The organism is Cupriavidus taiwanensis LMG 19424 (genome assembly GCF_000069785.1).
In the GTDB taxonomy this organism is placed as follows: Bacteria; Pseudomonadota; Gammaproteobacteria; order Burkholderiales; family Burkholderiaceae; genus Cupriavidus; species Cupriavidus taiwanensis.
In genome coordinates this window covers 434,109-446,893 of record NC_010529.1, presented here as the reverse complement: position 1 = coordinate 446,893, position 12,785 = coordinate 434,109, and the positions used below count along the sequence as shown (strand labels likewise).

10 protein-coding genes and 4 pseudogenes are annotated in these 12,785 nt (G+C 60.4%); 9 read left to right on the top strand and 5 right to left on the bottom strand.

Annotation, left to right across the window (positions count from 1 at the left end; translation table 11 throughout):
* On the top strand, positions 1 to 461 hold a 461-nt coding region (locus RALTA_RS30720; protein ID WP_193352082.1), incomplete at its 5' end, for a hypothetical protein.
* Positions 462 to 578: 117 nt separating this feature from the next.
* Here the strand turns inward: RALTA_RS30720 and RALTA_RS30550 are convergent.
* Positions 579 to 1,004: pseudogene (locus RALTA_RS30550) on the bottom strand (transposase); the annotation flags it as partial.
* Between the two features lie 53 nt (positions 1,005 to 1,057).
* Here RALTA_RS30550 and RALTA_RS28335 point away from each other — a divergent pair.
* Both RALTA_RS28335 and RALTA_RS29950 read left to right on the top strand, forming a co-directional pair.
* Positions 1,058 to 2,020 carry an IS5 family transposase gene (locus RALTA_RS28335; RefSeq protein WP_012354594.1) on the top strand — a complete coding sequence of 321 codons (963 nt, stop codon included), beginning with the start codon at positions 1,058 to 1,060 and terminating at the stop codon, positions 2,018 to 2,020.
* A 157-nt stretch (positions 2,021 to 2,177) separates the two neighbouring features.
* Positions 2,178 to 2,447: pseudogene (locus tag RALTA_RS29950) on the top strand (IS66 family transposase); the annotation flags it as partial.
* Between the two features lie 97 nt (positions 2,448 to 2,544).
* Here the strand turns inward: RALTA_RS29950 and RALTA_RS30910 are convergent.
* A pseudogene (locus tag RALTA_RS30910) lies at positions 2,545 to 2,964 on the bottom strand (transposase); the annotation flags it as partial.
* A gap of 87 nt (positions 2,965 to 3,051) precedes the next feature.
* Here RALTA_RS30910 and tnpA point away from each other — a divergent pair.
* The 3 genes from tnpA to tnpC are packed head-to-tail and all read left to right on the top strand — an operon-like array spanning position 3,052 to position 5,362.
* Positions 3,052 to 3,414, top strand: coding sequence for an IS66-like element accessory protein TnpA (tnpA, locus tag RALTA_RS29940; RefSeq protein ID WP_012354501.1), 363 nt, complete (start codon positions 3,052 to 3,054; stop codon positions 3,412 to 3,414).
* Positions 3,414 to 3,761: an IS66 family insertion sequence element accessory protein TnpB gene (tnpB, locus tag RALTA_RS28330; protein ID WP_012354502.1), complete on the top strand. Its 348-nt coding sequence runs from the start codon at positions 3,414 to 3,416 to the stop codon at positions 3,759 to 3,761. The genes tnpA and tnpB overlap by 1 nt, the downstream gene beginning before the upstream one ends.
* A gap of 29 nt (positions 3,762 to 3,790) precedes the next feature.
* Complete coding sequence (gene tnpC / locus RALTA_RS28325; protein WP_012354710.1) at positions 3,791 to 5,362, top strand: IS66 family transposase; 1,572 nt, start codon at positions 3,791 to 3,793, stop codon at positions 5,360 to 5,362.
* 40 nt (positions 5,363 to 5,402) lie between these two features.
* Here tnpC and RALTA_RS29935 read toward each other — a convergent pair.
* Positions 5,403 to 5,640: pseudogene (locus RALTA_RS29935) on the bottom strand (IS110 family transposase); the annotation flags it as partial.
* Between the two features lie 732 nt (positions 5,641 to 6,372).
* Positions 6,373 to 7,785 carry an extracellular catalytic domain type 1 short-chain-length polyhydroxyalkanoate depolymerase gene (locus tag RALTA_RS29925; protein WP_306414580.1) on the bottom strand — a complete coding sequence of 471 codons (1,413 nt, stop codon included), beginning with the start codon at positions 7,783 to 7,785 and terminating at the stop codon, positions 6,373 to 6,375.
* A gap of 475 nt (positions 7,786 to 8,260) precedes the next feature.
* Here RALTA_RS29925 and RALTA_RS28320 point away from each other — a divergent pair, with 475 nt between their 5' ends.
* The 3 genes from RALTA_RS28320 to istB all read left to right on the top strand — a co-directional run bounded on the left by RALTA_RS28320 (position 8,261) and on the right by istB (position 12,218).
* Positions 8,261 to 9,589, top strand: a complete 1,329-nt coding sequence (locus tag RALTA_RS28320) for an IS4 family transposase (RefSeq protein WP_012354713.1) — start codon at positions 8,261 to 8,263, stop codon at positions 9,587 to 9,589.
* A 296-nt stretch (positions 9,590 to 9,885) separates the two neighbouring features.
* A complete protein-coding gene (gene istA / locus RALTA_RS28315) occupies positions 9,886 to 11,385 on the top strand; it encodes an IS21 family transposase (RefSeq protein ID WP_012354405.1) in 1,500 nt (499 codons plus the stop codon).
* Positions 11,382 to 12,218 carry an IS21-like element helper ATPase IstB gene (istB, locus tag RALTA_RS28310; protein WP_012354406.1) on the top strand — a complete coding sequence of 279 codons (837 nt, stop codon included), beginning with the start codon at positions 11,382 to 11,384 and terminating at the stop codon, positions 12,216 to 12,218. The genes istA and istB overlap by 4 nt, the downstream gene beginning before the upstream one ends.
* A gap of 151 nt (positions 12,219 to 12,369) precedes the next feature.
* On the opposite strand, the gene RALTA_RS29915 is transcribed toward istB, so the two are convergent.
* On the bottom strand, positions 12,370 to 12,684 hold the full coding sequence (locus RALTA_RS29915) for an H-NS histone family protein (protein WP_012354764.1): 315 nt from the start codon (positions 12,682 to 12,684) through the stop codon (positions 12,370 to 12,372).
* Positions 12,685 to 12,785: the final 101 nt, after the last annotated feature.

Genomic DNA, 12,785 nt, shown 5'->3' with positions numbered 1-12,785 from the left:
GCGCGCGTCTGGCGATGGAACAGACATGCCGGAGCCACTTGCTCGACAGCGCCGGCAGCGCGAGCCTGATGACCGAACCGCTGCGCCAGACCCTGGGCGAACACGCCGCCGGCAACCATCGCCTCTTGATGAACCTAGCCAGCGAACTGTTGGCCCCCGCCGCGCAATGCGAACTGTCGCAGATCGACGAGAAGCTCTACCTCAAACCTATACCGCATACCAGAGCCGCCGCGGCAATCGCTGAGAATCCGATGACAGACCTGACCTTTCTTCCCCGGCTCGGACCAATGCTGCCCAAGCTAACCGACGCAGACGCCGCAGCGGTCCGGGACTATTTCCATGAACTTGTGATGCTCGTCGAATCGCACTACCTCGTGCAGATCCGGCGTCATGCCCAATCGCAACTGCAACTAGCCGAGCAAGCTCCGCCCCGAAAATCTCGGCGTGAGCAGCGGCGTTAGCAGGCCCATCAACAATCCACCCCATCGCGATCAACAGGCGTGATGGCCATCACCGCGAGCCGCCCCTGCGGCTCGCTCCGGCTCCATCATTTACCTTGACGGCTTCTCCGCCGCTCGCGCGATGGCGGTGAAGTTCGTATGTGCCAGAAGACTTGGATCTCGGCGCACGGTCATGCCACGGACATATATGGCGATGATCTTGTTATTTAACCCGGTGAAGCGCCGCTGGTGCTTGGGCATCAGGATCGGATCGAAGCAGCCGTCGCGGTCGCGCGGAATGTCGACCCGCAGCGGCCATCTTCGGTTAGCACGGTCTTGGCGCGCTTGCCATTGGGCTGCGCTGATTAGCCGACCGGCTGGCGCTGCGCGCCCGGCGGGTAGCTCAGGTGTTGACCCAGCTCGTAACCAGGGCGCGTTTGATCAGGGGCCTTCTTGAATGACATCGAGGCATCCTGAACGGCCTCCGCCATCATATGACCCTTCACGAGATGGACAAATCAGGTTCTCAGGGATATAGTCGGCAATTAAGGATGCTCTGCACAATTAGCCGGCGGATGTGCTTGCAATGAATCGTCGAGCCAGCGAGCATGTGGCGCATGAAACAAACTGACCTTGGACTGAACTTGTCGACCAAGCGCACCCGCAAGCGCGAATTCCTGGACGAGATGAACCGTGTGGTGCCATGGGCCGATCTGGTGATGCTGATCGCTCCGTACGCCCCGGAAGGCAAGCGCGGCCGTCCCCCGTTCGCGGTCGAGGCAATGCTGCGCATCCACTTCCTTCAGCAATGGTTCGGCCTGTCGGACCCGGCGATGGAAGAAGCGCTGCACGACGTGCCGCTGTATCGGGAGTTCGCCGGGCTGGACAACTGGACGGTGAGGCTGCCCGACGAGAGCACCATCCTGCGGTTCCGTCACCTGCTGGAGAAGCACAAGCTGGCCGCTCAGATCCTCGCGCTGGTCAACGACATCCTTCGCGACAAGGGATTGATGCTGCGCGCGGGCACGGTGGTGGACGCGACACTGATCAGCGCACCGAGTTCGACCAAGAATGGGTCGGGCGAACGCGACCCAGAGATGCACCAGAGCAAGAAAGGAAACCAGTGGTATTTCGGCATGAAAGCGCACATTGGCGTGGACGCCGAAAGCGGGCTGGTGCACACGGTGCGGGGCACGGCGGGCAAGGTCAACGACGTGGTTGAGGGCAACAGCCTGCTGCATGGAGAGGAAACCGACGCGTTCGGCGATGCGGGCTATCAGGGCGTGGAGAAGCGTCCGGACGCGCGGGCGGGCGTGAACTGGCACGTAGCGATGAAGCCAGGCAAACGTCGCGTCCTGGACCAAAGCAAACCACTTGGCGCGCTCGTCGATCAGGTCGAGCGAATCAAGGCGGGCATCCGGGCCAAGGTCGAGCATCCGTTCCGGGTCATCAAGCGGCAGTTCGGCTACACCAAGGTCCGCTATCGAGGGCTGAGGAAGAACACCGCGCAACTCATGACCTTGTTCGCACTGTCCAACTTGTGGATGGCGCGCGGCAAACTGCTGGCTGCCGGGGCATGAGCGCGTTTCTGGCTCACGCCGATGCCTCGCGCGCAGCCCGCGAATGCTGCTTCGCGCGTGCGAGATAGCTTCGCTCCGAGCTGATAGGTTGGCGTCGTGGCGCATTCAGCTTCCTGTTAAACGGCCAAGCACACTCGATTCGCGTTTGTGCAGAGTATCCCTAACGCTGTATGCCAGCGATGGTCGCGTTGAGATCGACAATAACGCCGCGGAGCGGGCGTTGCGGGCTGTTGCTCTCGGTCGAAAGAACTACTTGCACTTCGGCTCCGACAGTGGCGGCGAACGCGGCGCCGCTATCTATTCGCTGGTGGCCTCAGCCAAGCTGAACGGTCTCGACCCCGAGGCCTACCTGAGCCACGTTATTGCGCGCATCGCCGACCACCCCGTCAATCGCGTCGCAGAGCAGATCCGCTCAACCGCCACCTAAAGGTAACCCTCTCGTCAAGAACGCTGACCGTCGGACGGTTACGACCGGACCTTGACTTCTCTTGTTTCATGCAGGCAGCGGCTGGCCGGCGATTAAAAGCATCGAATGGAGTGTGCTTCGCAGCGATAGCCCATGCCTCGAGCTAGCTTGTTGGTCAAGGCGCAAGCCACCACGCTCTAGTGTCTACGCGCCGACCGCGCACATTGTAAGAGCAGCCGTCGGGTGTTCTTTTCTCTTCGCTTGCTGATCCCCAGCGGATTGGCTCTCCCGCCTGCACGTACTGACGTGGCACAACGCCAATCGATGCCGCAAAATCTCGGCTGTTGCGGTACTGCTTTCCGTCACCCGCTCCTGCTGATAGCACGCTCGCAGTAATGAACCCCAATGCCAGGATCCTCATTAGACGCTGCCCAAAATCGTCGGCGGCAAGCTAACGTACGAGTTTTTTGTCGATCTCCGCAATCTGTGCATCGATATACTTGTAGTGGGTGTGGAGGCGCTCGAGGCTCTCTACTAGCGTAAGCGTGGCCCCAGCACCGTCTGTTCATGAAGAGCCATAGGCGGCAATCTGGTTCCCACCAGAATTTGGTGGGAACCAGAAGAAATGGAAATCAAGGCGCGGGGTCGCCGGCGAGGCTCCAAGAACTACTCGAAGGAATTCCGCACGCAGGTCGTGGCGGAAACGCTGGACCCGGCAAGCTCACTGGCAGAAGTTGCGCGCTCGCATGGCCTGAACGCGAATCTCGTGTCGAAGTGGCGGCGGGATTATGAGCGAGCTGCGACGTCAGCATCCGAGCCTTCGGAATTATTCCTGCCCGTTCAGATAGCATCGCCGCCGAGGCCGGAGCCGATTGGATCGACCGGGCTCGTCATCGAATGTCGTGGCATGCGTGTGAGTTTCGAAGGCAAGCCCGAGCCTGATGTCCTGCAGCTCGTGCTGGCGAGCTTGCTGGGAGTGGGTTCGTGATGCCGGGCCTTCCCGCTGGAACGCGGGTGTGGCTGGCTGCTGGTGTGACCGATATGCGCTCTGGCTTCAACAGCCTGGCCGCGAAGGTGCAGACCGTGCTAGAGCGGGACCCGTTCAGCGGCCACGTGTTTGTGTTCCGTGGCCGACGAGGCGATCTGGTCAAGGTGCTTTGGTGGAGCGGTGATGGCATGTGTCTGCTGATGAAACGGCTTGAACGCGGCCGCTTCGTCTGGCCTCGTGCGGATGGAGGTGTCGTCAGCCTGAGCCAGGCGCAGCTCTCAATGCTGCTGGAAGGCATCGACTGGCGACAGCCGGTGCGCACGGCGGAGCCGATCTCGGCGTTGTAAACCTGAGTGCCGGCGCGTAGACTGCTGGCATGACGACGGCGAACGCGTACCCGGACGACATCGAAGCGCTCAAAGCCCTCTTGCTGGAGCGCGATGCCCGCATCGGGCATCTGCAAGACGTGGTCGAATCGCAGAAGGCAGCGACGGCAACGGACAAGGCGGAGATCGAGCATCTCAAGTTGCTGATTGCAAAGCTGCGCCGCATGCAGTTCGGCCGTCGCTCGGAGAAGCTGGACCGCCAGATCGAACAGCTCGAACTTCGCCTAGAAGAACTCGAGGCCGACGAAGGTGCCGCACCCATCGAGATCCACAGGACGCCGCGTACGGCACCGGAACAGGTACAACGTAAGCCGTTGCCAGAACACCTGCCGCGCGAGTTCCAGACTCATTGGCCCGAATCACGTGATACCTGCACGGCATGCGGTGCGCCGATGAAGCAGCTTGGCGAGGATGTCTCCGAACAGCTCGAATATGTGCCAGCGAGCTTCCGGGTCATCCGGCATGTGCGACCCAAGCTGGCGTGTTCATGCTGCGATCACATCGCCCAGGCTGCTGCGCCGAGCCGCCCCATCGAGCGAGGCATGGCTGGCCCGGGACTGCTGGCCCACGTGCTGGTCGCGAAGTTCGCGGATCACCTGCCGCTCTACCGACAGTCGGTGATCTATGCGCGTGAAGGCGTCGAGCTGGATCGCTCGTTGCTGGCGAAGTGGGTTGGTCACAGTGCGGCGCTGCTGCAACCACTCGTCGACACACTGCGTCGACACGTCATGGCGGCGACGAAGCTCCATGCCGACGATACGCCAGTGCCGGTGCTCGCGCCAGGCAATGGCAAGACTAAAACTGGACGCTTGTGGGTGTATGTGCGTGACGACCGGACGTCGGGCGATGCTACTCCGCCGGCCGTCTGGTTTGCCTATACGCCGGACCGCAAGGGCATCCACCCGCAGCAGCATCTTGAATCGTTCAACGGGACGTTGCAGGCCGATGCCTACGGCGGCTACCAGGCGATCTACGAAACGGGACGGGTTGCCGAAGCAGCGTGCTGGGCCCATGCCCGGCGGCAGTTCTACGAATTGTATGCAGCTCGCCCCAATTCCTTGAATACCGAGGCCCTGGAACGCATCGGCGCGCTCTACAAGATCGAAGAGCAGATCCGGGGCAAACCACCCGATGTGCGCCAGGCGTATCGACAGGCGCAAGCGCGTCCACTACTCGATCAACTCCACGCGTGGCTGAGAGCCACGTTGGAGACGCTCTCGCGCAAATCTGACACGAGTCGAGCGATCCTGTACGCACTGAACCGGTGGGAGGCGCTCACGCGCTATTGCGACGACGGACGACTGGAGATCGACAACCTGCCGGTCGAACGTGCGCTGCGCGGGGTGGCCATCGGAAGACGTAATTACCTGTTCGCGGGTGCTGACTCAGGTGGGGAACGCGCCGCTGCAATTTACAGCCTGATCGGCACGGCAAAACTCAACGGCGTCGATCCCGAGGCTTACCTACGCTTCGTGCTCGCACGCATCGCGGATCACCCGATCAACCGCGTCGACGAACTCATGCCGTGGGTCGTCACTGAGCAACTGGTTACGCCAGCGTAACTGCTGCGGCCGTCAAGACGGTACTGGCTACTCGCTTACCTACTAGCTGCGGCGGAAGCAAATGTTCTGCAATGACGGCTGGCAGGCGCTTCATCACGGTGCCGCCCAGCGGCAGGCTTATGTCGAACTCTATAAGAAATGCACGTTCTAGTAGTGCCCAGCCTGTCGCGAATAATCGAATCCCTAACACGGTGCAATGCCAATAGAACTTGTTGCGACTCCGTTCGCTGTGTGACAAACCGCATAGAGGGTTGTGACGCCTCCTCGCAGATCGCCTCGGGGCATCGTTTATCTGCGATTCACATGTGTTGCTCCTACCAGCCAGCCTAGCGTCTGAGCCACATCGCTGCTCGGAGCCTCTACGCAACACCTCGCGATATTGCCCACTGTCGGACTACATTGTCAGAGCACCTTCGCACGCCGCCGTTGCCAGCAACACGCGCGCTCCCAGCCTACCGCCGGTCGCACGGCGGGTCCGCTACCGTGGAATCAAGACTCGTGGTTGGACAATGATGAAACGAATGCATTGCGCCCGATATACCGAGCCTCATGCTTCGCAAGCGCACCCAACCAGCTATTGTAAGTGGGGACTGTGTCCGGCTTTTCAGGGGGTCGCTCCATTCGTGGAGCCGCCTCAAGCATTCCCTTATTGACTGCAGGGCCAACGCCGGCCGCAGTCCCACAGCCAGAGGCTGGCACTGGCCGTCACCGATACGGCATACACGCTGACACTCCCGACGTGCCAACGTTTAGCGAAGCTGGACAGAAGGACTACGCTATAACCAAACTGATTTCCCTGGGCTGAGCCGAAGGGATCCTCGCCAAAGCTGATCGAAAGCTTCAGGCCGACCTGCAGAAGCGTGTGCAGAGCGCGGATTGGACGTAGCGAATCGGGGAAGCTTCCAATGCAGCTGGGGTCGCCTCCCGAACGGCGCGTACATAGCTTCAATGAGTTCTCTCAGAAGTTTGTTTTGACAGATTGCCTCCCCCAACTCCAATCGTGCCGCTGCTTATGGGCAATTGCCAATCACATAGTATCCGGCGGCTGTCTCAGCCAGAGTGTTGATATAGAAAAGATTATTTAATCCCATGCTTTGGTTCGAGCCATTCGCGTAAGCCCCCCCCCCGACATCGTGTGCCCGACCGGCTTGCACGTGCGCATAGTTTGTGCCGGTGGTCGCCGTACAAGAAAAACTCGTCTTTGTTGTTGCCGAGATAGCAGCAGATTGCTGGCTTTCCCCTGCTGTGCCGTCGATCGCCGTCACAGTGTAGCTGTACGTAGTACCCGCTATCAAGTCCAAATCGGTGTAGCTCGTCGACGTGCTCGAGCCCACCTTCGTGCCATTGCGGTAAAGGTTGTAGCTGTTGGCGTTTGTTACGGCATTCCACGACAGCGATATTGTGTTGAGGGTCGTCCCGGCGACCGCCAGCCCAGTCGGCGACGAACCCGCCTGTCCAGACCCGCTTCCAGCACGCAAATTGTTCTTAACCCAGAAGTCCATCACGAAGTCAGGGTAGTTGATATGCGTGGCATCGACATAGTTGGTGTTGTTGCCGCCAGTTCCAGCGGGCCATGCGTGTGCCATGCCCGCGACCGATATTTCGTGGGTGCGCACTTTGCCATTGCTATCGATATAAGGGGTGTTTGTGCCGCCCCCTGCTATCGATACCTTAGATCCCTGGGTGAAGCTGCCGCCGTAGAGCTGGCGGAAGGCCGAGGCTGCTATCGGGCCATATGCCGGCGCCACCGTGTAGTCCGAGGTTCCCCATACGGCGCCGGCAATCTGGCTGGTGAACTTACCCACGTTGGATCCGGCCCATTGCTTACATTTATTGCCTGCCGTCGTCGCGGTATAGCCACTAGGTACGAAGCCGATCTGGGCCGTCGTGGTTCCCGGCGTCGGACCGGCATTGATGCCAACGCCGGCAAAAATGTCCGGGGCGATGCAGCCCAGGACCATGCTCATGCCGCCTCCAGAGGATAGGCCCGCCACGTATACCTGATTGGGATCGATCGCATACTGGGCATTGGCAACAAAGCGGTTGACTAGATCCAGCAGTACGCCCACGTGTCCAGCGGTTCGGCTTGGCGACGCATTCGCATAGTCCCAGCAATGCTTGAAGTACACGTTGCCGCTTGCGTTAGGCGCAAGAATGACAGCACCGTATTGATCGCCAATCGATTTCCAGTTGAACCCGGTCCCACTGGCATTATTGATCACGTCGCCGGAGGCAGTCTGCAAGCATCCGTGTAGCACTAGAACTAGAGCTCGCTTGCCATTGGGCGTGGAAGGCTGGCTCGCCGGCCAATAGAAATAGCCGGTCAGGTTTCCACCATTGACGGCATCCGATGCCCACGTCTGCTCGCTACTCCACGCTCCGGGACCCGCCGTCGCTGCATGCAGCGAAAACGCTCCCAGCATCGTCGCAAGAGTGACTAACCCGGTCGCGAAGTATCGCCAACGCTTTCTCAGCATAGTGTCTCCCTTTTTTGATTTCTTCGAGTCACAGCAATGCCCTGACCCAAGGGGTCTGCAACAAGCCGGTTCGCACTTTAAGGACAACTGCTTAATTTATGACAGGCTTTCGCTCCGCCTTTAACATGATACATGATTCATGTTTCATACTAGGAAGGGCATCGAGGCAAAGTCAACCACTCGTTTACACTTAGTTCAATGGTTCGCAGCCCCGACAGACCATGGACACCAGCGCGTGAATCGCACCCACCATTGAATCAGACGATATCCATGGCGGAGTAAGCAGGCTAGGGGCATCCCCTTATACGGAAGTAGGACCGTCTCCGCGGCGAGGCTTGGAGCTTGAAGTCCCGGGAATTTCGAGGTAAGGGGGTTGTTAACTTCGCCAGACTCGCGTTTACTCTCGGATTTTCGCGCAGCAATGAGCAACGAGTCGGGGGCATGGGTGGACGAGGAATTCGAGAGTCTGGATCTTGGTGATCCGGGGCGGGATCGGCGCGCCAAGGAGCTGCTCAAGCGGTTTGCGGCTCTGCCGACGGCGAGCATCCCCGGCGCATGCGATGACTGGTCGCAAACCATCGCGGCATATCGGTTTCTCGGCAATGAGCAGATCGATTGGCGGGACGTAATGCAGCCGCATTGGGAGCGCACTGCAGCGAGGGCCGCGCAGTTTCCGGTGGTGCTGTGCATCGCTGATACAACCGAATTGAACTTTAATGGCCAGGAGATCGACGGGCTGGGTCCGTTGACCTATGAAGCCCAGCGGGGCATGTTTTTGCATCCGACCTACGCGGTGACGCCTGACCGCGAGCCGCTGGGGGTGATCGATGCCTGGATGTGGGCTCGGGAGCCCAAGGACGCCGATGGCAACCGGGGCGGGATCAAGGAAAGCGTACGCTGGATTGAAGGATATGAACGGGTTGCGGAGCAAGCCGCGCTATTGCCGCAGACACGGCTGGTGTATGTGACAGACCGCGAGGGTGATATTGCCGAGTTGATGGCGCGCGCCCAGGAACTTGGCCAACCGGCCGACTGGTTGATCCGCAGCCAACACAACCGCAACCTGGCCGAGGGCGGCAAGTTGTGGGATAGCGTCGACGCCAGCCCGGTACTCGGGGAAATCACCTTTATCTTGCCAGGGCGAGCAGGCCAGAAGGCGCGCGAGGTCAAACAGGAACTACGCGCCCAGCGTATGAAGCTGCCGGGTCTGGTCGGAGCGGAGTTCACCTGTGTGGCGGCAAGGGAGATCGAAGCGCCCGCAGGCGTCAAGCCAGTGGTTTGGCGATTGGTGACGAACCGAGAAGCGCAGGACGCTGATGCGGTCAACGAACTTGTTGAATGGTATCGGGCAAGGTGGGAGATCGAGATGTTCTTCCATGTCCTGAAGACCGGCTGCAAGGTCGAGGCGCTACAGCTATCGCACATGGATCGTGTGGAGCGGGCCTTGGCGTTGTATATGGTGGTGGCATGGCGCATTGCCCGCCTGATGCGGTTGGGCAGAACCTGTCCGGATCTGGATGCGTCGCTGTTCTTCGATGCCGACGAGATTCGGGGGGCATACGTGCTCTCCAAGAAAGCTCGCCCGAAGACACCGGTCACACTCAATCAGATGATTCGGTTGGTTGCTTCCCTGGGCGGGTTCCTTGGGCGGAAGAACGATGGCGAGCCCGGCGCCAAGACGATCTGGATCGGCATGCAGCGAACCATGGACGCCGCGCTCACTATTCAAACACTGAGGGAAGAGTCATGACTTCCGTATAAGGAAATGCGTCAAAGGATCCATTTTCGTATGCGAAGATAAACTTTGGGGGAGACTTCCGGAAGTGAAAAGCATCTAGCAGGCTGCTGAAGTACTCATCGCGCTAGCGATGAGTACTTCAGCAGCCTGCTTGGGCGGCGACAATCATTTTGTCCGGCGTAGCGACAAACATCTTGGCCGGTGGCGGGAACTCGGAGGCGGCGTAGCCGCCGGAGAGTTTCCGCCACCGGCGGCGCCGAGTTGGCCGGGTTCTACGATGGCTGATCGCATCAATAAGCGGTCAGTCCATGTCTGGAACCCGTATTACCGACCAACAGGTTAGCCTCTACATGTCCAAACGCAAACAGCATACCCAGGAGATTGCCGCTGCCAAGGCCGGCATCAGTGTGCGCAGTGCCCGGCGTATCGAACGTGATAGCCAACTGCCTTCGCAGAAGCCCCGCCGTTACTGGCGCTCGCGGCCCGATCCATTCGTCGAGGTCTGGGACACCGAGGTCGTGCCGATGCTTGCTAGCGAGCCGCGCCTGCAAGCCATCACCATTCTGCGCAAGCTCCAGGACGACCATCCCGACCAATACCCTGACAGCATGCGCCGCACGCTCGAACGGCGCATCAGCAAGTGGCGGGCTGTGTCTGGACCGGCCAAAGAAGTCTTCTTCCCACAGGAACACGCGCCGGGGATCCGGGCACTGTCGGACTTCACCGATATGCAGGCGCTGGGCATCACCATCTCCGGCGTTCCATTCCCTCACCGCCTGTATCACTTCGTGTTCGCGTTCTCGCGCTGGGAGTACGCCCAAGTGGTTGAAGGCGGAGAGAGCTTCGAGGCGCTGTCCTCGGGCTTGCAGAACGCGCTCTGGCAGGCCGGCGGCTGCCCGCGAGAACATCGCACCGACAGCCTCTCGGCGGCGTTCAAGAACCTGAAGGAGCAGGAGGACTTCACAACGCGCTACGAAGCCCTGCTGGACCACTATGGGATGACCGGCACCCGTAACAACCGCGGCCTGGGCCACGAGAACGGCAGTGTGGAATCATCCCACCGCTATCTGAAGGAGGCTGTCGACCAGGCACTGATGCTGCGCGGCCACCGGGACTTCGAGGATCGAGCCGCCTATGAGGCGCTCCTGCGCGAGGTCGTGATGCGTCGTAACCGGCGTCATGCAGCGGCGTTCCGTCTCGAGCGCGAGCAGTTGACGGACCTGCCTCCCCGGCGCACGACGGACTTTGCCGAAGAGGAAGCGCGTGTCACCCGTTGCAGCACATTCACCGTGCGCGGCATCCTCTACAGCGCGCCGTCCCGCCTGATTGGTCACCGTCTGAAGGTGCGTGTGTACGGCGACCGACTGGACTGCTACCTGTCCGGAGCCATGGTGTTCAGCACTCCTCGGGGCTCCCACGCCGCGCACAGCACCCGCCGCGCTATCGACTATCGGCACTTCATTGAGGGGCTCAAACGTAAGCCGCAGGCCTTCAAGGGCCTGGCGTTCCGGGACGATCTGTTCCCTCGGGAGGCCTATCGGCGAACCTGGGAGCAGCTTGATGCCCGGCTGTCGCAACGCGACGCGTGCAAGACGATGGTTGGCCTGCTTGAGCTGGCGGCCATGGACGGTATCGAAGCCGTGCTGGCCGTGCGCCTGGAAGCCATGTTGGGCGATGGTGATCTGCCGGATCTGGAAGCGCTGCGCGAGGAGTTCTCGCCGCGGCAAGCCGATCACCCCGTCATCCATGTCCAGATGCCGGCGACCAGTTGCTACGACGCCCTGCTGGGCCAGGGGGTCGCAGCATGAACGCGCCGCTCCCAATTGATGCCGCCCGCCTGACGTTGATGCTCAACGAACTGCGCCTGCCCACCATTGGCCGGCTCTGGCCAGAGTTCGCACAGCGCGCCGACAAGGAAAGCTGGCAGGCAACCCGGCTGCTTGGCGCCTTGCTCGAACACGAACTGGCCGAACGGGCCAAGCGGCGTATCGAACGACACCGAACCGAATCCCGCCTGGATCCAACCAAGACGCTGGCTGCCTTCGACTTCAGTGCTGTGCCCATGGTCTCCAAGGCGCACGTGATGGCACTGGCGAGCGGTGATTCCTGGCTGGAGAAAGGTGCCAATGTGTTGATCTTCGGCCCGCCGGGCGGTGGGAAGAGCCACCTCGGATCGGCCATCGGGCATGCCCTGATCGACGCTGGGTACAGGGTACTGTTCACGCGTACCAGCGAGATCGTCCAGAAGCTGCAGGCAGCCAGGCAGAGCCTGCAGTTACCTGCAGCCCTGGCCAAGCTCGACCGCTTTGACCTGATCATCCTGGACGACCTGTCGTACGCCCGCAAGGACCAGGCCGAAACCAGTGTCCTATTCGAACTGATCGCCGAGCGCTATGAGCGGCGCAGTCTGCTGATCACGGCCAACCAGCCGTTCTCAGGCTGGGACAACGTGTTCCCTGACCCCGGCATGACCATCGCCGCGATTGACCGACTCGTCCACCATTCGACGATCTTTGAAATGAACGTCGAAAGCTACCGTCGGCGCACCGCAAGCGACAAGCAGTCTGCTCGCCGACGACAATCATCCAGCGACAACGACAATCACCGCGACATCGATAACGGAGCGACAACCATGACCTAACACTCACCGACAATCATCCCGGCCAACCGGCCAAAATGATTGTCGCTGGACCGGCCGTCCTGCTTGACGCTATCTAGCCTGCTAGTGGTTTTACGAAATGCCCTCTTTCTAGCGTTAGCTTCACCGGGCATTTGAGCGCCCGTGCGTGTCGTCACTCCTGCGGAATTAGAAAACGTTCAGGCCGTTTGCCCAACCATGCCGGTGCTCGACCTCTGCCGGACCAAGTCTTCGCGGTCTTGGGGTCCATATACTTGGGTGGCAGCGGCGCCTTTTCGCGCTGCGCTGAAGCAGCACCGACTGGCCGTCCCCTACGACGCCGCGGCGCAACATCTTCGGGCAACAGGTCGTATTGCGCCATCAAATCACGAATTTGTTCGATGACGCTGGCAACCTCGCTCGCCCGTGCCTCTTCAAGCTGAGCCTCGATCGCTTGCTTTTGCGCTATCAGTTCTTTATATGTTGCCATTTGAGCCCCCGCTTATTGCTGACATTTGACTTATACGCACTTTAAAGTCAGTCCGCAAGGTCTTTTTGTTCCTTACCCTACAAAATGTCGCAAAGCGCTCA

Excerpts from the sequence above, each read along its gene's own strand:
- istB (WP_012354406.1), top strand. The coding sequence starts at position 11,382 with ATGAACGCGCCGCTCCCAATTGATGCCGCCCGCCTGACGTTGATGCTC.
- istA (WP_012354405.1), top strand. The coding sequence starts at position 9,886 with ATGTCTGGAACCCGTATTACCGACCAACAGGTTAGCCTCTACATGTCC.
- tnpA (WP_012354501.1), top strand. The coding sequence starts at position 3,052 with ATGGAAATCAAGGCGCGGGGTCGCCGGCGAGGCTCCAAGAACTACTCG.
- tnpC (WP_012354710.1), top strand. The coding sequence starts at position 3,791 with ATGACGACGGCGAACGCGTACCCGGACGACATCGAAGCGCTCAAAGCC.
- RALTA_RS28335 (WP_012354594.1), top strand. The coding sequence starts at position 1,058 with ATGAAACAAACTGACCTTGGACTGAACTTGTCGACCAAGCGCACCCGC.
- RALTA_RS29925 (WP_306414580.1), bottom strand. The coding sequence starts at position 7,785 with ATGCTGGGAGCGTTTTCGCTGCATGCAGCGACGGCGGGTCCCGGAGCG.
- RALTA_RS28320 (WP_012354713.1), top strand. The coding sequence starts at position 8,261 with ATGAGCAACGAGTCGGGGGCATGGGTGGACGAGGAATTCGAGAGTCTG.
- RALTA_RS29915 (WP_012354764.1), bottom strand. The coding sequence starts at position 12,684 with ATGGCAACATATAAAGAACTGATAGCGCAAAAGCAAGCGATCGAGGCT.
- tnpB (WP_012354502.1), top strand. The coding sequence starts at position 3,414 with ATGCCGGGCCTTCCCGCTGGAACGCGGGTGTGGCTGGCTGCTGGTGTG.